At 55.6% G+C, this 18,465-nt stretch carries 14 protein-coding genes; 7 read left to right on the top strand and 7 right to left on the bottom strand.

The genetic code is table 11. From position 1 onward, the window contains the following. Positions 1-48 precede the first annotated feature (48 nt). The 3 genes from ypfJ to ypfH all read left to right on the top strand — a co-directional run bounded on the left by ypfJ (position 49) and on the right by ypfH (position 3,714). A complete protein-coding gene (gene ypfJ / locus C3432_RS04725) occupies positions 49-915 on the top strand; it encodes a KPN_02809 family neutral zinc metallopeptidase (RefSeq protein ID WP_103775492.1) in 867 nt (288 codons plus the stop codon). 14 nt (positions 916-929) lie between these two features. After that, positions 930-2,942: a tRNA(Met) cytidine acetyltransferase TmcA gene (locus C3432_RS04720; RefSeq protein WP_103775491.1), complete on the top strand. Its 2,013-nt coding sequence runs from the start codon at positions 930-932 to the stop codon at positions 2,940-2,942. A 73-nt stretch (positions 2,943-3,015) separates the two neighbouring features. Continuing rightward, complete coding sequence (gene ypfH, locus C3432_RS04715) at positions 3,016-3,714, top strand: esterase (RefSeq protein ID WP_103775490.1); 699 nt, start codon at positions 3,016-3,018, stop codon at positions 3,712-3,714. A gap of 102 nt (positions 3,715-3,816) precedes the next feature. On the opposite strand, the gene C3432_RS04710 is transcribed toward ypfH, so the two are convergent. The 3 genes from C3432_RS04710 to C3432_RS04700 are packed head-to-tail and all read right to left on the bottom strand — an operon-like array spanning position 3,817 to position 5,531. After that, positions 3,817-4,017: a YpfN family protein gene (locus C3432_RS04710; protein ID WP_103775489.1), complete on the bottom strand. Its 201-nt coding sequence runs from the start codon at positions 4,015-4,017 to the stop codon at positions 3,817-3,819. Positions 4,018-4,043: 26 nt separating this feature from the next. Then, complete coding sequence (gene dapE, locus C3432_RS04705; RefSeq protein WP_103775488.1) at positions 4,044-5,171, bottom strand: succinyl-diaminopimelate desuccinylase; 1,128 nt, start codon at positions 5,169-5,171, stop codon at positions 4,044-4,046. Positions 5,172-5,174: 3 nt separating this feature from the next. Beyond that, positions 5,175-5,531, bottom strand: a complete 357-nt coding sequence (locus C3432_RS04700; RefSeq protein WP_103775487.1) for an ArsC family reductase — start codon at positions 5,529-5,531, stop codon at positions 5,175-5,177. A gap of 391 nt (positions 5,532-5,922) precedes the next feature. Here C3432_RS04700 and ypfM point away from each other — a divergent pair, with 391 nt between their 5' ends. Next, entirely contained in the window at positions 5,923-5,982 is a 60-nt protein-coding gene (gene ypfM, locus C3432_RS04695) for a protein YpfM (protein WP_001386977.1), read from the top strand. Positions 5,983-6,053: 71 nt separating this feature from the next. On the opposite strand, the gene acrD is transcribed toward ypfM, so the two are convergent. Then, complete coding sequence (gene acrD / locus C3432_RS04690) at positions 6,054-9,167, bottom strand: multidrug efflux RND transporter permease AcrD (RefSeq protein ID WP_103775486.1); 3,114 nt, start codon at positions 9,165-9,167, stop codon at positions 6,054-6,056. Between the two features lie 184 nt (positions 9,168-9,351). Beyond that, positions 9,352-11,055, bottom strand: coding sequence for a nitrate/nitrite two-component system sensor histidine kinase NarQ (gene narQ, locus C3432_RS04685; protein ID WP_103775485.1), 1,704 nt, complete (start codon positions 11,053-11,055; stop codon positions 9,352-9,354). A 220-nt stretch (positions 11,056-11,275) separates the two neighbouring features. On the opposite strand from narQ, the gene aegA reads away from it, so the two are divergent. From aegA to C3432_RS04670, 3 genes are all read left to right on the top strand, one after another. After that, positions 11,276-13,255: a formate-dependent uric acid utilization protein AegA gene (aegA, locus tag C3432_RS04680; protein WP_103775484.1), complete on the top strand. Its 1,980-nt coding sequence runs from the start codon at positions 11,276-11,278 to the stop codon at positions 13,253-13,255. A 66-nt stretch (positions 13,256-13,321) separates the two neighbouring features. Further along, on the top strand, positions 13,322-13,897 hold the full coding sequence (gene nudK / locus C3432_RS04675; protein ID WP_103775483.1) for a GDP-mannose pyrophosphatase NudK: 576 nt from the start codon (positions 13,322-13,324) through the stop codon (positions 13,895-13,897). A 143-nt stretch (positions 13,898-14,040) separates the two neighbouring features. Next, complete coding sequence (locus C3432_RS04670) at positions 14,041-15,084, top strand: DUF1176 domain-containing protein (RefSeq protein WP_103775482.1); 1,044 nt, start codon at positions 14,041-14,043, stop codon at positions 15,082-15,084. A 92-nt stretch (positions 15,085-15,176) separates the two neighbouring features. Here C3432_RS04670 and tkt read toward each other — a convergent pair whose 3' ends face one another. Further along, positions 15,177-17,177, bottom strand: a complete 2,001-nt coding sequence (gene tkt, locus C3432_RS04665; protein WP_103775481.1) for a transketolase — start codon at positions 17,175-17,177, stop codon at positions 15,177-15,179. 12 nt (positions 17,178-17,189) lie between these two features. After that, positions 17,190-18,140: a transaldolase gene (tal, locus tag C3432_RS04660; protein ID WP_103775480.1), complete on the bottom strand. Its 951-nt coding sequence runs from the start codon at positions 18,138-18,140 to the stop codon at positions 17,190-17,192. Positions 18,141-18,465 lie beyond the last annotated feature (325 nt).

Below are 18,465 nucleotides of genomic sequence, written 5' to 3'. Positions count from 1 at the left end.
CGAACCGCCTACGATCATCATCATAATGAATAAAAAGTTGAGGTGATTATGCGCTGGCAAGGGCGTCGTGAAAGTGACAATGTGGAAGACAGACGAAATAGCTCCGGTGGCGGCCCTTCTATAGGCGGGCCTGGTTTTCGTTTGCCCAGTGGTAAAGGCGGCATCATCCTGCTGATTGTGGTGCTGGTGGCGGGGTATTATGGCGTGGATCTCACCGGATTAATGACCGGCCAGCCAGTTTCCCAACAGCAATCATCACACTCCATCAGCCCAAATGATGATGAAGCAGCAAAATTTACCTCGGTGATTCTGGCGACGACGGAAGATACCTGGGGACAGCAGTTTGAAAAAATGGGGCACACTTATCAACAGCCTAAACTGGTGATGTACCGTGGTGCGACGCGCACCGGTTGTGGTGCGGGTCAGTCCATCATGGGGCCGTTTTATTGCCCGGCGGACAGTACCGTCTATATCGATCTCTCTTTCTATGACGACATGAAAAACAAGCTGGGTGCCGATGGTGATTTTGCTCAGGGCTATGTGATTGCTCATGAGGTCGGCCACCATGTGCAGAAACTGTTGGGTATTGAGCCAAAGGTCCGTCAGATGCAGCAGAATGCCTCTCAGGCTGAAGTGAACCGCCTGTCCGTCCGTATGGAGCTACAGGCTGACTGCTTTGCCGGTGTCTGGGGGCACAGTATGCAGCAGCAAGGGGTGCTGGAGTCAGGCGACCTGGAAGAAGCGCTCAACGCGGCTCAGGCCATTGGCGACGATCGTCTGCAACAGCAGAGCCAGGGGCGCGTGGTGCCGGACAGCTTTACTCATGGGACTTCTGAGCAGCGCTATACCTGGTTCAAACGTGGTTTTGATAGCGGTAACCCGGCACAATGTAATACCTTTGGTAAAGGTTTCTAGATTCTGAGGCAGGGATGGCTGGTAACACTGCGCTGAGCGCGTTAACCGCGCAAATGACCCGTGAAGGGATCCGCCGTCTGCTGGTGCTCAGCGGTGAGTCTTCATGGTGCCACGAGCAAGCCCTGGCGCTACGGGACGCGTTACCCGGCGACTGGCTGTGGGTTTCGCCGCAGCCGCCCGCTGAACCTGGCTGTACGCCGCAGGCGCTACAAACGCTGCTGGGACGCGAATTTCGTCATGCCGTTTTTGATGCGCTCCAGGGGTTTGACGCTGCGGCATTCGCGGCCCTGAGCGGGACCCTGCGGGCAGGAAGCTGGCTGGTATTGCTGACCCCCCCATGGGAACGCTGGGAAAGCCATCCTGACGCGGATTCACTCCGCTGGAGCGACTGCGCGCAGCCCATCCCGACGCCCCACTTTGTTCACCATTTCAGACAGGTCATTGCGCGTGACGGCGAATCGCTGCACTGGCAGCAGAATCAGCCGGTTGTGTGGCCCCGCTTCCCTGAGCGCCCTGACTGGCGGCCCGCGACCGGTGAACCTCAGCCGGAGCAGGCGGTGATTTTGCAAAAGCTGTTGCCTGTGCCCACCGGCGTGGTGACTGTGACTGCCGCCCGCGGTCGCGGCAAATCGGCGCTGGCCGGACAGCTTATCTCTCGTATTAACGGTACGGCAATTGTGACTGCGCCCGCCAGGGCGGCGACGGACGTGCTGGCGCAATTTGCCGGGGCGCGTTTTCGTTTTCTCGCCCCGGATGCGCTACTGGAAGGTAAAGAGAGGGCAGACTGGCTGATTGTCGATGAGGCCGCGGCGCTCCCTGCGCCGCTTTTACATCGTCTGGTGGCGCGCTTTCCACGAACCTTGTTGACCACCACCGTTCAGGGCTATGAGGGAACCGGGCGCGGTTTTTTACTCAAGTTCTGCGCCCGCTTTCCCCGGATTGCGCGTTTTGAACTTCAGCAGCCGATTCGCTGGGCACAAGGTTGTCCGCTGGAGAAAATGGTCAGCGATGCGCTGGTGTTTGATGATGACGCCTTTGCTGTTGCCCCCCACGGGGAGATCGCTATTTCGCGTTTTGAGCAGGATACCTGGCAGACGCATCCGCAAACGCCTCTGGCAGTTTACAGATTGCTTTCTGGCGCACATTACCGGACTTCACCTCTCGATTTGCGGCGGATGATGGATGCGCCAGGACAACTTTTTTTTCAGGCCTCTGCGGGAAAAATGGTCGCTGGCGCGCTCTGGCTGGTGGAGGAAGGGGGGCTTTCAACGCCATTGAGTCAGGCGGTCTGGGCCGGATTTCGTCGACCGCGTGGTAATCTCGTCGCCCAGTCTCTTGCCGCCCATGGCGGGAATCCCCTGGCCGCCACGCTCACCGGACTTCGGGTGAGCCGCATTGCGGTACATCCGGCCCGCCAGCGAGAGGGCGTGGGTCAGCAGCTGATTGCGCAGGCGCGTGCAGAGGCCGAATGTGACTATCTCTCCGTCAGCTTTGGTTATACGCAGGAGCTGTGGCGCTTCTGGCAGCGCTGTGGCTTTATCCTGGTTCGGATGGGCAACCATCGGGAAGCCAGCAGCGGTTGCTTTACCGCGATGGCGATGTTGCCTCTGAGCGACGCGGGCAAGTCTCTGGCTGAGCATGAACATTATCGCCTGCGGCGGGATGCGGACATTCTGGCGCTGTGGAATGGAGAGGCGATCCCGGTTGAACCGCTGAAAGCGACTATGCTTGATGATGATGACTGGTATGCACTGGCGGGATTTGCTTTCGCGCATCGCCCGTTGCTCACCTCATTAGGTTGTCTGAACCGGCTGCTTGCCAGCAGTGCGTCTGCTTTACCCGCGCTGCGGGGACGCCTGCAGGATAACGTGAGCGATGCGCAACTGTCAGCAACACTGAAGTTAACCGGGCGAAAGGCGCTGCTGGCCGCTCAGCGTGCAGAAGCCGCTCAGGCGTTGCTGGCACTGGATGCGGAACGCACGCGACGGTTACGCGATCGCATTATGCAATGGCAATTTTTTCACTAACTCCTTCAATTTTCTGGCATGGTCATTGCGAATCAGCGGCGTAGAATTCACCTTAACCGTTAAGGAGATCGCCATGAAACATGATCATTTTGTTGTTCAAAGCCCCGGTAAGCCTGCTCAACAGCTGTTGCTGCTGTTTCATGGCGTGGGGGATAACCCGGTTGCAATGGGCGAAATTGGTTCCTGGTTTGCTCCTGTTTTTCCGGACGCGCTGGTTGTCAGTATCGGTGGCGCAGAGCCATCCGGTCCGGGCGCCGGGCGTCAGTGGTTTTCCGTTGCTGGGGTGACGGAAGAGAATCGTCAGGCGCGGATTGATGCCATCATGCCGGTTTTCATCGAAACCGTTCGCTACTGGCAAAAACAGAGCGGCGTGGGGCCAGCGGCAACGGCGATGATTGGCTTCTCGCAAGGGGCTATTATGGCGCTGGAGAGCGTCAAAGCGGAGCCAGGTCTGGCGTCGCGCGTGATTGCTTTTAACGGACGCTATGGCAGCCTGCCGGAAACGGCCTCGACCGCAACGACAGTGCATCTGATTCACGGTGGTGAAGACCGGGTGATTGAACTTTCTCACGCGGTTGCCGCCCAGGATGCGCTCATTCGGGCAGGGGGCGACGTGACGCTGGATATTGTGGAAGACTTAGGGCACGCCATTGACGAGCACAGTATGCAGTTTGCTCTTAATCATCTGCAATATACCGTACCGAAGCGCTACTTTGATGAAGCGCTCAGCGGCAGTACGCCAGATGATGACGATATTATCGAGATGATGTAAGCCGGAACCGAACCGTAGGCCGGAGAAGGCGAAGCCGCCATCCGGCATTGATATCGCATGATTGCCGGATAGCAACGCGACGCGTTTTATCCGGCCTGCGGGCTATTTCTTTGGTTCATCCTTCTTTGGCCAATCGTTGTCGTCGTCCCATTTATCGTTAAAGTCACGATGTGGGGGAAGCTCCGGCTTATTGGCGAGGAATTTTTTGTGGTCGACGCGTTTGAGATCTTTAATCACGTTCAGCAGTACACCCACCAAAAACACCAGCACCAGGATCCACCAATATTTCGTCAGCCAGTCCATGCGCATTTCCTCTTAAGGAACAATCGTCAGGCGACGAGTTGCTCCATGATACGTTGATACATACGGGCAAGCAGTTGCAGATCGGCGGCGTTCACACATTCATTAATTTTATGAATGGTGGCATTGACCGGCCCAAGCTCGACCACCTGCGCGCCCATCCGGGCGATAAAACGTCCGTCGGACGTGCCACCCGTAGTGAGAAGCTGTGGTTTAATTTCATTATAGTGCTCAATCGCATTCACCACCGCATTAACCAGCTTCCCTCTCTCGGTCAGGAACGGCTGACCGGAGAGCCACCAGTCCACGGTATAGCGCAACTGATGTTTTTCCAGCAGTGCGTGAACCCGCGCTTTAATCATCTCATCGGTCAGCTCGGTGCTGAAACGGAAGTTGAACTGGACGAACAGCTCGCCGGGGATCACATTGTTGCTGCCGGTACCCGCCTGAATATTGGCAATCTGCATACTGGTCGCCGGAAAAAATTCATTTCCTTGATCCCATTCGATCGCCACCAGCTCATTGAGCATGGGGGCTGCGCGATGCACCGGGTTATCGGCCAGGTGTGGATAAGCGACATGCCCCTGCACGCCGTGAATGGTCAGATTACAGGTCAGCGAGCCGCGACGACCGTTTTTCACCACGTCACCGACGACTTCCGTACTTGACGGTTCGCCCACCAGACAATAATCCAGGCGCTCATTGCGTGCCATCAGCGCGTCGACAACCCTGACGGTGCCGTTTTTCGCACTGGCCTCTTCGTCTGAGGTAATCAGAAACGCCAGGCGACCTTTATGATTTGGATGCTGCGCCACAAAGCGTTCTGCGGCCACAACCATTGCCGCCAGAGAACCTTTCATATCTGCCGCACCGCGTCCAAACAACATGCCGTCGCGAATGGTCGGTTCGAAAGGCGGGTTGATCCAGCGATCTGCATCGCCTGCGGGCACCACGTCAGTGTGACCGGCAAACGCCAGCGTCTCACCCTGTCCGCGCCATGCCCAAAAATTCTGTGTATCCGCAAAATCCATTCGCTCAACGGTAAAACCAATCGCGCGCAGGCGTTCAATCATCAACGCCTGACATCCCGCATCGTCCGGGCTGAGGGAAGGGCGGCGAATAAGCTGCTGTGTCAGCTCAATAACCGGGCACGACATAAACTACACCTCATCAAAAAACTGCTGATAACTGGATTCATTAAAACCCAGCAGCATAGGCTTACCGGGCGCGCAGAGCAATGGGCGTTTGATGATAGCCGGCATTTCGATCATCAATGCTGCGGCAGAATCCGCACTGGCTACTGAGTCGCGGGTCGCCTGATCAAGTTTGCGCCAGGTGGTGCCGCGGGTATTGAGCAGCGCTTCCCAGCCTAATTCGCTAATAAAAGAGCGAACTAATTCGCGGTCCAGTCCATCCACGCGATAGTCGTGAAAGCGATAGTCGATGCCGTGTGTCTCCAGCCAACGGCGGGCTTTTTTTATCGTGTCGCAGTTTTTAATGCCGTAAAGGGTGATCATTTGAATCCTTATCTTTTAAATCTGACTAATTAGTCATAAACGTTGCTGTGTTTGATAATACATTTTGTCATCGGGTGGTAAACAGAAAATATAACATTGTTGAATGTATTGTGAATAATAATTCCTGAATGTTCCTGATAAATCGACCTGCGGCAGATTAAACATTTTCCCATATGCTTGTGGCTGTTTTTTATTCAAATTTTTGAAGTACCAGATAGAGTATGAATGTTTCAAAATATTGCAGTAAGTCACATAAAATTTATGTGCATAGCGCCATAGTAACGGCATCAGCGCTATGTTCCCGGAGGATGTAATCACAACAATCGGTTAAATTATCTTCACCAGGTGATGTTATTTTTGTAGAATACGCATAATAATAAGAGAGGTTGTTATGATTGAACGTGAACTGGGGAACTGGAAAGACTTTATTGAAGTCATGCTTCGTAAGTAATTTCTGGAAGAAATCCTGATCCTGAAAAGGACAGAAAAAGGCGACTTTAAGTAAGTCGCCTTTTTTGTGCCTTATTCCGGCTTCGGCTTCAACGGGAAGCGGCGACGCACCAGCACAAAGAACAGTGGAACAAAGTAAATAGCCAGAATGGTGGCCGATATCATCCCGCCCATTACGCCTGTCCCGACGGCATGCTGACCACCGGAACCCGCACCGCTGCTAATCGCCATTGGCAACACCCCGAAGATAAACGCCAGTGAGGTCATCAGGATAGGACGCAGACGCTGGCGACAGGCGTGCAGTGTGGCATCCAGCAGATCGTGTCCTTTCTCGTTCATCTCGTTAGCAAACTCCACGATAAGAATGGCGTTTTTCGCTGAGAGACCAATGACCGTCAGCAATCCGACCTGGAAGTAGACGTCGTTTTCCAGCCCGCGCATCCAGGTGGCGAGCAGCGCGCCAATCACCCCTAGTGGCACAACCAGCATCACTGAGAACGGAACCGACCAGCTCTCGTACAGCGCCGCCAGGCACAGGAACACCACCAGCAGCGAAATGGCATACAGGGCAGGCGCCTGTGCCCCGGAGAGGCGTTCCTGGTAAGACATTGCTGTCCATTCCAGACCGAACCCGGTCGGCAGCTGGCGCACCAGATTCTCCATGGTATCCATTGCGGTCCCGGTACTGACGCCAGACGCCGCTTCACCGACGATCTCCACCGCCGAATAGCCGTTATAACGCTCCAGACGCGGCGAACCGGTCTCCCAGCGCGAGGTGGCGAAAGCCGAGAAAGGCACCATGCCGCCGCTGTTGTTGCGGACATACCACAGATTAATATCTTCCGGCAGCATGCGGTATTTTGCCGCGGCCTGAACGTAGACCTTCTTGACGCGACCTCTGTCCATAAAGTCGTTCACGTAGCTCGAACCCCAGGCGGTTTGCAGGGTATCGTTGATATCATCAATCGAAACTCCCAGCGCCTGCGCTTTGCGCTGATCGACATCAATCTGTAGCTGCGGACTGTCATCCAGACCGTTGTGACGCACGCGGGTCAGGGTGCTGTCTTTTCCGGCGAGCTCAATCAGCTTGTCACGCGCCGCCATCAGCGCGTCATGGCCTGCGCCAGCGTGATCCTGCAGTTCCATATCAAACCCCGCCGAACTGCCGAGTCCGCTAATGGCCGGCGGGCTACTGGCGAAAACGCGAGCTTCTTTAATTTTACTAAACGCTTTAGTTGCGCGTTCAATAATGGCGAATGAGGTGCCGGTAGTGCTATCGCGCTCTCCCCAGTCCTTTAAGCGGATGAACATACGCGCCACGTTTTGCCCGTTCCCGCCAGGGCCGGAACCTACCGTGGCGAAGACTGACGTGACGTTTTCTTTCTCATGGGTGAAGAAATATTTTTCAACCTCTTCCACCACTTTCAGGGTTTGTTGCTGGGTTGAGCCGCTGGGTAACTGTACCGACGTGGTGAACATACCGCGGTCTTCAAGTGGCAGGAATGAGGTCGGCAGACGCAGGAACAGGAACACCATCCCGCCGAGCAGCAGTACATAGATCAGGATCCAGCGCAGGCTGCGGTGAAGGATTCTGGCGACCCCTTTTTCGTAACGTTCGGCGTTGCGGTTAAACATCCGGTTAAACCAGCCGAAGAAACCTTTCTGGCCGTGATGTTCGCCTTTATGCAGCGGCTTGAGCAGCGTCGCGCACAGGGCAGGGGTGAGGATCATCGCCACCAGTACCGAAAGCACCATTGCGGCAACGATGGTTATCGAGAACTGACGATAGATGGCCCCGGTAGTGCCGCCAAAGAAGGCCATTGGCACAAATACCGCAGACAGCACCATGGCGATCCCGACCAGTGCGCCCTGAATCTGCCCCATTGATTTGCGCGTCGCCTCGCGTGGCGAGAGTCCCTCCTCACTCATGATGCGTTCAACGTTCTCAACCACCACGATGGCGTCATCCACCAGCAGGCCGATCGCCAGCACCATCGCGAACATCGTCAGGGTATTGACGCTGTAGCCAAAAGCGTAGAGCACGGAGAAGGTCCCCATCAACACGATGGGCACGGCAATGGTTGGGATAAGCGTTGCGCGGAAATTTTGCAGGAACAGGAACATCACGAGGAATACCAGCGCGATCGCTTCCAGCAGGGTTTTAACCACGTCTTCAATGGAAGCTTTCACGAAGGAGGTGGTTTCATACGCGACTTTGTATTCCAGCCCGTGCGGGAAATACTGTGAGAGTTCGTCAAGCCGGTTCAGTACCAGCCCGGCGGTCGCCATTTCATTAGCACCCGATGCCAGCTTCACTCCAAGACCGGAGGCCGGATTGCCGTTAAAGCGGCTGAGATAGTCATATTTTTCCGCCCCCATTTCGACGGTGGCGACATCCCCCAGCCTGACTTCGGACCCATCCTGATTAACGCGCAAAGTAATATCGCGAAACTGCTCCGGCGTTTGCAGCAGGGACTGGGCGTTGATGGTGGCATTCAGCGCCTGTTTATCGACGGAAGGCGTGCCGCCTAGCTGACCGACGGCGATCTGCGCGTTCTGCGAACCAATGGCGTTGGTGACATCCTTGGCGGTCATCTGGAAGCTGTTGAGTTTGGCCGGGTCCAGCCAGATACGCATTGAATATTGTGACCCGTAGGCGTCGATATCCCCCACGCCGTTCACGCGGCTCAGCGGATCCTGAATATTACTGGCGACATAGTCGGCGATATCTTGCTTATCCATTGAGCCATCGGTGGAAACGAAGGCGATGGTCAGAATGTTGGTGTCGCCCGTTTTACGCACCGTCACCCCCTGATTTTGCACCGCCTGCGGCAGCTTGCGCATGGCCGACTGTAGCTGGTTTTGCACCTGCTGCACGGCTTCATCGGGATCGGTTCCGGCGACAAAGCTCAGCATCACCGACGCCTGGCCGGTACCGCTGCTTTGCGAAGACATATACATCAGGTTATCGAGGCCCGTCATGTTCTGTTCGATAACCTGAGTGACGGTATTTTCCAGGGTTTGCGCAGAGGCGCCTGGATAGTTGGCGGTGATACGTACGTTCGGCGGAGCCAGATCGGGATATTGCTCAACGGGTAAAGAGAGAATGGCCAGGGTACCTGTCAGGCACAACAGGATTGCCAGCACCCAGGCAAAAATGGGGCGATCGATAAAGAAATTCGCCATTAAAAAGGGACCTCGTTTTTCTGCGTATAATATCGGGTATGACTTGTTTCACTGTAGCGGCAAGGTACGAACCAAACGTGGAGAAAAAAAGGAGATAATGTAAATTATCCAGCTCGTTTAAAACGTTTGATTGCGTTCGGCGCCGTCCTGTCTGAAATCAGGCATATCAGGGCTTTGCCGTTCTTTACGTTAACTGACTTTCTGGTGACTCAGCTGACGAACGGAAGCTGATACTCACCAACGTTCCGCCGCCGGAGGGCTGCGAAAAGTTCAGGGTTCCACCCAGCCGCTCTGCGCGTTCACGCATAATATTCAGCCCATAGTGCCCGGCGGGTTCATCAGGCTCGCCAATACCTATGCCGTTATCACGAATATAGACCGTATGGTTGCCATCCGGCGCGGTGACGCAGCTGACGGCAATCTCGCTGGCGTTGGCATGTTTCATGGCGTTCAGCACCGCCTCACGAATAATCTGCAACAGATGCACCTGCATTTGCGCGTCCAGCGCCAGCGTGGGCAAACGACAGTCCAGTGTGAGCGTGGCGGATGTCTGCCCCTGCAGGGTTTCGAGCATTTCATGCAGTGCGGACGGCAAATCGGCCTGCTGCAGCGTCAGCCGGAATGTGGTCAGCAACTCCCGGAGCTGCCGATATGCGTCATTCAGCGCCCGGGAGAAATCCGCCATGATGCTCTGCGCCGGGGCATTATCTTCGGGAATTGAGCGTTTGAGTAACGTGAGCTGAATTCGCAGGTAGGAGAGCACCTGCGCCAGTGAATCGTGCAGTTCGCGTGCGATAGTGGCGCGCTCTTCCATCAATAAGAGCTGCTGGAAGTGTTTTTGCGCCTGGTTAAAGTACAAACCGCGTCCCAGCATGGAGGATACGCTGTTTAGCAGCAGCTGCGAGCTGGTGACGTTTTCATTCTGCCAGTGCAGTTCGCCATAAACCGTCTCCTGCATAGTGACCGGCAAAATCTGCATCGGCAGGGAATCACTCTCTGTCCCTTCGCTGATGCGCCAGTTATCGCCTACGGTAAGCTCCAGATAATGGGCGGCATCATGTTCACGGACGATTTGCAGAATATGGCGGAAACTGTGGACGTCAATCTGTGTGGTGTTCAACGCCTGGGAACACTGGTACAACACCTCCAGACGGCGGTTGGCCTGATGCAGATCGTGGGTTTTTTCCTCAACCGACGCTTCAAGAGAGCGATACAGTTTGTGCAGCTCGCTCGACATCTGGTTAAAGGTTTTCGCCAGAAGGCCCAGCTCATTAGGCAGATGTGTCTCCAGCGGCGGCGAGTCGAACTGACCGTGCTCAATACGCTGGCTGGCCATGACCAGCTGGTTGAGCGGCTGCACCACCTGATGACGAATACGCCGCAGCGTGAAGAAGACCAGCGTGAAGATCCCGATACCGCCTGCCAGCGAGATACCCACCACCAACATCACTTTGCGTTCCGCGTAATGTTGCAACGCCAGCACGAACAGGTCGATCTTATCGACATAGTCGTTGATGTTGTCCTGATACCACGCCAGATCCTCTTTGATCAGCCGTTGGTTCATCTCCAGCCAGTTGGCATGCAGATGGGCATAGCGACTTTTTACCGCCTGCGGAACGTACCACGCATTCAGATTGTTTAAGGCCGGAGAGTTCAGCGCCTGCTGAAAAAGCAGGCGGTGAGCGCTGAGCTGAGGGCTTTGGCTTTGCAGGTCGTAACCCAGCCGGTAGCTCTGCATGCGCAACGACCCCGCGACGTTAATCGCCTCGGCATCTCGCAGGCTGCTTGCCAGCGTCAGAAGCGCCACGCCGGTTGAGAGTATTGACAGCAGCACAATGTAAAAAAAGGCCCGGGCCAGGCTGGCCGAGACAGGGCGTTTAACGATCACACACGTGTTCCCCGCGAAATAGGCTCATAGTGAAATGATAAAATGGTTCAGCTAACTGAAACATGATTTCATCTGCGATGAAATAAATTGATCTGCCACAGGTTCTGTAGAAATAGTTGTGCTTCCTGGGCAAATGAACATTGCCGACTTACTTCGTTGTCGGGTAATAACAACACTCATACGAAGAATAAGGTTTTTACAACCAAAAAAGAAGGTCGCCATGAATCGTTTTGTTATGGCCAACAGCCAACAGTGTCTGGGATGCCATGCCTGTGAGGTCGCTTGTGTAATGGCTCACAATGATGAGCAGCATGTGTTGAGTCAACGTCATTATCAACCCCGGATTACGGTCGTTAAACAGCAGCATCAGCGCAGCGCGGTGACCTGTCACCACTGTGAGGATGCGCCCTGTGCCCGCAGCTGCCCTAACGGGGCGATAAGCCGCGTCAACGACAGCGTACAGGTTAACCAGCAAAAATGCATTGGCTGCAAATCCTGTATGATCGCCTGTCCGTTTGGCACGATGCAGATTGTGCTGACGCCTGTTGCAAAAAATCAGGTGAAAGCCACGGCGCACAAATGCGATTTGTGTCACGGACGTGAAGCCGGTCCTGCCTGCGTGGAAAACTGTCCGGCTGATGCGCTGCATCTGGTTAGCGAAGCCTCGTTAAACAACCTTGCCAAAGCGCGTCGGTTGCGTACCGCACGCCAGGAAAATCAGCCCTGGCATGTCAGCGTTACGGCGCAGGAACCCTGGACGGTGAGTAAAGTTGAGCAGATGCGGGCAACGCCGCCGCGCGGAGAGCCGGATAAGCTGGCCATTGAGGCGCGTAAAACCCGCTTTGATGAAATCTATCTGCCGTTTCGTACCGCCCAGGCCGAGCAGGAGGCCGCGCGCTGTCTGAAGTGCGGTGAGCACAGCATCTGCGAATGGACTTGCCCGTTGCATAACCATATCCCGCAGTGGATTGAGCTGGTGAAGGCCGGGAATATTGATGCGGCAGTGGAGCTTTCTCACCAGACGAACTGTCTGCCGGAGATAACCGGGCGCGTCTGCCCGCAGGATCGACTCTGCGAAGGGGCCTGTACGGTACGCGATGAGTATGGTGCGGTCACTATCGGTAATATCGAACGCTATATTTCTGATCGGGCGCTGGATAAAGGCTGGCGACCGGATCTCAGCGATGTGCAGAAAGTGGATAAACACGTCGCTATTATCGGGGCGGGTCCGGCGGGGCTGGCCTGTGCAGATGTTCTGGTGCGTAATGGAATCACTGTGACGGTTTACGAACGCCATCCGGAAATCGGTGGGTTGCTGACATTCGGTATCCCGGCTTTTAAACTGGATAAATCTCTGCTGGTTCGTCGTCGCGAAATTTTCAGCGCGATGGGGATCCATTTTGAACTGAACTGTGAAGTTGGCAAAGACGTTGCTCTGCAAGCCGTGTTGGACGAATACGATGCCGTATTTGTCGGGGTCGGCACCTATCGTTCGATGAAGGCCGATCTGCCAAACGAAGACGCGCCGGGCGTATACGACGCGCTGCCGTTCCTGATTGCCAACACCAAACAGGTGATGGGCCTCGACGAACTTCCGCAAGAGCCGTTTATTGATACCGCCGGGCTGAACGTGGTAGTACTGGGCGGTGGCGACACAGCGATGGACTGCGTGCGTACTGCCCTGCGTCACGGCGCGAGCCGGGTGACCTGCGCCTACCGCCGTGACGAAGCCAACATGCCGGGTTCGAAGAAAGAGGTGAAAAACGCCCGTGAAGAAGGGGCGAACTTCGAGTTCAACGTGCAGCCCGTGGAGCTGGAACTGAATGATGAAGGACGCGTCTGTGGCGTTCGATTCCTGCGCACGCAGCTTGGCGAACCTGATGCCCAGGGCCGTCGTCGGCCGGTGCCGATCGCCGGTAGCGAGTTTGTCATGCCCGCTGATGCCGTGATCATGGCCTTTGGTTTCCATCCGCACGGAATGCCGTGGCTGGAAACGCACGGCGTGAAGGTGGACAACTGGGGACGGATCGCGGCCAACGTCGACAGTGCGTACCGTTACCAGACCAGTAACGCGAAAATTTTTGCCGGTGGCGATGCCGTACGCGGCGCCGATCTGGTGGTGACGGCAATGGCGGAAGGACGACATGCCGCGCAGGGAATTATCGACTGGCTTGGCGTAAATTCGGTTAAATCTCACTAATCCCCTACCAGACAAAACCGGCCTCGCGGCGTAAGATTATTTTTCTTCTTACGCTGTGGAGCCGGTATGACGCAAAAAATCACCCTTATCAAAGATAAAGTTCTTTCGGATAACTACTTCATCCTGCGCAATATTACTTACGATCTGACGCGTAAAAACGGTGAGGTGATCCGTCATAAACGCGAGGTTTACGATCGCGGTAACGGTGCGACAATCCTGCTGTATAACGCGGCGAAAAAGACGGTCGTGCTGATTCGCCAGTTCCGCGTCGCGACGTGGGTTAACGGCAATGAAAGCGGTCAACTGATTGAAACCTGCGCCGGGCTGCTGGATAACGATGAGCCGGAAGTCTGCATCCGTAAAGAGGCGATTGAAGAGACAGGCTATGAAGTGGGTGAAGTGCGTAAGCTGTTTGAGCTGTATATGTCGCCGGGCGGGGTGACGGAATTAATTCATTTCTTCATCGCCGAGTACAGCGCCAGCCAGCGGACGAACGTGGGCGGCGGCGTTGAAGATGAGGATATCGAAGTCCTGGAGCTTCCGTTTTCCCAGGCGCTGGAGATGATTAAATCAGGTGAGATACGGGATGGTAAGACCGTGTTATTGCTTCATTATTTGCAGTCATCGCATTTAATGGATTAATGGTTCGGGTCACGAAGCCAACGCATCTGCGGCCTGGAGTATGACGAGTCTTACCTATCCGACAAATCCGATTGAGCCTGTTGAGTCGCGCAACGAAGATACGACCTGTGTTGTGAAGGTGACTTTTGGGGTTCGCACGGTCCATGCGTTATCGCGTTATTATTATTTTCCTGATCGGTCTGCTGCCGGCCCGCCTGCTGTGGGCGGCACCGGCGCAACAGGCTTTTTCTGACTGGCAGGTTACCTGTAATAATCAAAATTTCTGTACAGCGCGTAATACCGGTGAACATAACGGGCTGGTGATGAGCCTGAGTCGCAGCGCAGGGGCGTATACCGACGCCACGCTACGTATTGATGCTGGTGGTCTGAATCCCCCTGATGCCAATGCCCCGGCTATCGCGCCGCGCCTGCTGCTGGATGGCAATCCGCTCTCTCTGGCCGGAGAACACTGGCGTATCACGCCCTGGCATCTGGTGACCGACGACGCCACGACCATCAGCGAATTTTTACAGACCATTCAGGAAGGGCAGGCGATCGCGCTGGAAGGCGGGAAACAGCTTATCTCTTTAGCGGGATTAAAAGCGGCGCTGCTGTTTATTGACTCCCGGCAACAGCGGGTGGGAAACGAAACCGCATGGATTAAAAAAGGTGACGATCCGCCGCTTAGCGTGCCTCCTGCTCCAGCCCTGCAGGAGGTAGCGCTGGTCAACCCGACGCCGGTACCGCTCTCCCTCGAAGAACGCAACGATCTTCTTGATTACGGCAACTGGCGTATGAATGGCATTCGCTGTTCACTTGATCCTTCCCGCCGGGACGTGCGGGTAACCGCGCTGACGGACGATAAAGCGCTGATGATGATCGCCTGTGAGGCTGGCGCGTACAATACTATCTCACTGGCGTGGATTGTCTCGCGGCAGAAACCGCTGGCGTCGCACGCTGTCCGCCTGCATCTGCCGTTTAACCGTGGCGCAGAAAGCAATGATATGGAGTTGATGAACGCCACTTTTGACGAAAAGTCGCGGGAGCTTGAGACGCTGGCAAAAGGGCGGGGACTCGCGGACTGCGGCATTCAGACACGCTGGCGTTTTGACGGTCAGCGTTTTCGTCTGGTGCGCTATGCCGAAGAGCCCAGCTGTGATAGCTGGCATGGGCCAGACGCCTGGCCCACGTTATGGATCACACGTTGATGTGTTGCCGGATGGCCTCGCCTGCGACTTTTCCGGCCTGGATTATGCCGATGGCGCAGGTCGGTAAGCTTAGGCCAGCGGGCATTTCAGGCTTAGCCTCTCTCCCCAAGCACGTTATGCGCTTTTTCGACGATATTCTCGACCGTAAAGCCGAAGTACGGGAATAATTTCTCCGCCGGAGCGGACTCACCGTAGCCCGTCATCCCGACAATTGCCCCTTTCAGCCCGACATACTTATACCAGTAGTCAGCAATGCCCGCCTCGACCGCCACGCGGGCGGTGACGTTCGACGGTAGCACCGATTCGCGATACGCCTCGTCCTGCGCATCAAAAATGTCCGTTGAGGGCAGAGAGACTACGCGAACGTTGCGGCCTTCGCCGGTCAGTTTTTCCGCTGCCAGCAAGGTGATTTCCATCTCCGAACCGGTAGCAATCAGGATGATATCCGGCTTGCCGCCGCCGTCTTTGAGCACATAGCCGCCACGGAAAATCTCTTTGACCTGCTGAGGCGTACGTTCAACCTGGGCGAGATTCTGTCGCGAGAGGATCAGTGCCGTCGGTCCGCTATGGCGTTCTACCGCCAGCTTCCAGCCTACCGCTGCTTCTACCTGATCGCACGGCCGCCAGGTGCTGAAGTTTGGCGTCAGACGCAGGCTTGCCAGTTGCTCCACGGCCTGGTGAGTGGGGCCATCTTCCCCTAAGCCGATAGAGTCATGGGTATAGACCATGATTTGTCGCGCTTTCATCAGCGCCGCCATCCGCGCCGCGTTGCGCGCGTATTCCACGAACATCAGGAAGGTGGCGGTGTAGGGGACAAAACCGCCGTGATGTGCAATACCGTTGGCGATGGCCGTCATGCCGAATTCGCGCACGCCGTAGTGAATATAGTTACCGGCCAGATCCTCCTTCAGCGAGGTGGAGCCTTTCCAGAGGGTCAGGTTGCTGGGGGCCAGATCCGCAGAGCCGCCCAGCAGTTCCGGCAGCAGCGGACCGTAGACGTTAAGGGTATTCTGCGAGGCCTTACGGGTGGCGATTTTCGCCGGGTTGGCCTGAAGTTCGGTGATGTATTTTTGCGTCACCTTTTCCCATTCTGCCGGCAGCCCACCGCGCATTCGCCGGGTAAACTCTGCGGCCAGATCCGGATACGCTTCCTGGTATGCCGAGAATTTCTCATTCCAGCTCTGCTGGGCTTTTTCGCCTTTTTCCCTGGCGTCCCAGGCGCGGTAAATCTCTTTGGGAATGTCGAACGCAGGATGATGCCAGCCCAGCTTCTGCCGCGCCAGCGCCACTTCCTCTTCGCCCAGCGCCGCGCCGTGGGCTTCCTCTTTCCCGGCTTTATTTGGCGAACCGAAACCAATGATTGTCCGGCAAATAATCAGCGACGGTTTGTCCGTCACGCTCCGGGCCTCCAGAATCGCCTTTTTCACCGCTTCCGGGTCGTGACCGTCGATTTCGTGTACCACATGCCAGTTATAGGCCTCAAAACGTCTGGCGGTATCGTCGGTAAACCAGCCTTTGGTTTCACCGTCAATGGAGATGCCGTTGTGGTCGTAAAAGCCGATCAGCTTGCCTAACCCCAGCGTGCCGGCCAGCGAGCAGACTTCGTGCGAAATCCCCTCCATCAGACAGCCGTCGCCCATAAATACCCAGGTGAAGTGATCGACAATCTCGCGATCCGGCTGGTTAAACTGCGCCGCCAGCGTACGTTCCGCGATGGCCAGACCGACGGCGTTCGCCAGCCCCTGACCCAGCGGTCCGGTCGTGGTTTCCACGCCTGGCGTATAGCCTATCTCCGGATGGCCTGGCGTTTTGGAATGCAGCTGGCGGAAGTTTTTTAACTCCTCAATCGGCAGGTCGTAGCCCGTCAGATGGAGCAGGCTGTAGAGCAGCATTGAGGCATGACCGTTAGAAAGAATAAAGCGGTCGCGATCGTACCAGGTCGGGTCCGTCGGGTTGTGCTTAAGAAAATCGTTCCACAGCACTTCGGCAATATCTGCCATTCCCATTGGCGCGCCCGGATGACCGGAGTTCGCTTTTTGTACGGCATCCATGCTGAGCGCACGGATGGCGTTGGCAAGGTCTTTACGGGACATAGATCACTCCGTTTATAATTTGGCGGCAAGCAGGTCTTCCAGTTTGCGTTGGTCAACCGCGAACAGACGGATCCCGTCGGACAGTTTTTCAACCGCCATCGGATCCTGGTTGTGCTCCCAGCGGAATTCAGCCTCTGACATGGGGGTCGGACGCGGCAGCGCCTGGGAAGCGGGAACCAGTTTGCGGATCACCGGTTCCTCTTTTTCCTGCAACTCTTGCAGCAGATTGGGGGCAATAGTCAGGCGATCGCAGCCGGTCAGCGCCAGAATTTGCTCTGTGCGGCGAAAGCTGGCGCCCATAACAATCGTTTCATAGCGATGCTGCTTGAAGTAGTCGTAGATATTGCGGACCGATTTTACGCCAGGGTCTTCATCGACCACGTACGGATCCATCGGTTGGCGAGCCTGATACCAGTCGTAAATGCGGCCAACGAAGGGGGAGATCAGGAACACTCCGGCTTCGGCGCAGGCGCGTGCCTGGGCAAATGAGAACAGTAGCGTCAGGTTACAGTTGATCCCCTCTTTTTCCAGGGACTCCGCCGCGCGGATCCCTTCCCAGGTTGAGGCCAGCTTGATCAGTATTCGTGACTTCTCCACGCCCTGCTGTTGGTAGAGCTCCACCAGGTGACGGGCCTTCTGCATACTCTTTTCTTTATCAAATGACAGGCGGGCATCCACTTCGGTTGAGACACGACCAGGGATGCTTTTCAGAATTTCCGCACCAAAATTGACCGCCAGTTTGTCACAGGCTTCAGCCACCTGTTCCCGCTGGGTTTTACCGTGCTTTTTGCCCCAGGCCACCGCGTCATCGATCAAATGACCGTACTGGGCAAGCCCGGCGGCTTTCAGCAACAGCGAGGGATTGGTGGTGGCATCCTGGGGCTGGTAATGGCGAATGGATTCAATATCACCGCTGTCGGCAACGACGGTGGTGAATTGTTTGATGCCGTCTAACTGGTTCATAGGAAATACTCCTTGAAAAGTAAAGCGTTAGGTGAGTGCTTTGATTCACACTTCTGCGAAATTCATGAGGTGTACCACAAAAAAGCATAGCAGACGGGCATGGTATTGCTGGCACAAGCAGGTAACATGGTTGTTATGAGTTAATTACAAATTCATTATTTGAGTGGTGAGAGTTTGGGGATGTTCAAAGTTTGCGTCGTCCGGGAAGGTGATAATGTGCGGCGCAACATACCTGCCATACTTCAGGCTGCATGTGCGTTAGCTTTCCTGCACCCGAATGATTCAGGGTATCGAATGGTTACCCGCGCTACTTTTTTGAACGATA

The organism is Citrobacter amalonaticus (assembly GCF_002918555.1).
Taxonomy (GTDB): domain Bacteria; phylum Pseudomonadota; class Gammaproteobacteria; order Enterobacterales; family Enterobacteriaceae; genus Citrobacter_C; species Citrobacter_C amalonaticus_A.
Note: the sequence above shows the minus strand (reverse complement) of the source record. Positions and strands in the feature narration are given on the sequence as shown.

Excerpts from the sequence above, each read along its gene's own strand:
- ypfJ (WP_103775492.1), top strand. The coding sequence starts at position 49 with ATGCGCTGGCAAGGGCGTCGTGAAAGTGACAATGTGGAAGACAGACGA.
- acrD (WP_103775486.1), bottom strand. The coding sequence starts at position 9,167 with ATGGCGAATTTCTTTATCGATCGCCCCATTTTTGCCTGGGTGCTGGCA.
- aegA (WP_103775484.1), top strand. The coding sequence starts at position 11,276 with ATGAATCGTTTTGTTATGGCCAACAGCCAACAGTGTCTGGGATGCCAT.
- dapE (WP_103775488.1), bottom strand. The coding sequence starts at position 5,171 with ATGTCGTGCCCGGTTATTGAGCTGACACAGCAGCTTATTCGCCGCCCT.
- tkt (WP_103775481.1), bottom strand. The coding sequence starts at position 17,177 with ATGTCCCGTAAAGACCTTGCCAACGCCATCCGTGCGCTCAGCATGGAT.
- nudK (WP_103775483.1), top strand. The coding sequence starts at position 13,322 with ATGACGCAAAAAATCACCCTTATCAAAGATAAAGTTCTTTCGGATAAC.
- ypfH (WP_103775490.1), top strand. The coding sequence starts at position 3,016 with ATGAAACATGATCATTTTGTTGTTCAAAGCCCCGGTAAGCCTGCTCAA.
- tal (WP_103775480.1), bottom strand. The coding sequence starts at position 18,140 with ATGAACCAGTTAGACGGCATCAAACAATTCACCACCGTCGTTGCCGAC.
- C3432_RS04670 (WP_103775482.1), top strand. The coding sequence starts at position 14,041 with ATGCGTTATCGCGTTATTATTATTTTCCTGATCGGTCTGCTGCCGGCC.
- C3432_RS04720 (WP_103775491.1), top strand. The coding sequence starts at position 930 with ATGGCTGGTAACACTGCGCTGAGCGCGTTAACCGCGCAAATGACCCGT.
- C3432_RS04710 (WP_103775489.1), bottom strand. The coding sequence starts at position 4,017 with ATGGACTGGCTGACGAAATATTGGTGGATCCTGGTGCTGGTGTTTTTG.
- C3432_RS04700 (WP_103775487.1), bottom strand. The coding sequence starts at position 5,531 with ATGATCACCCTTTACGGCATTAAAAACTGCGACACGATAAAAAAAGCC.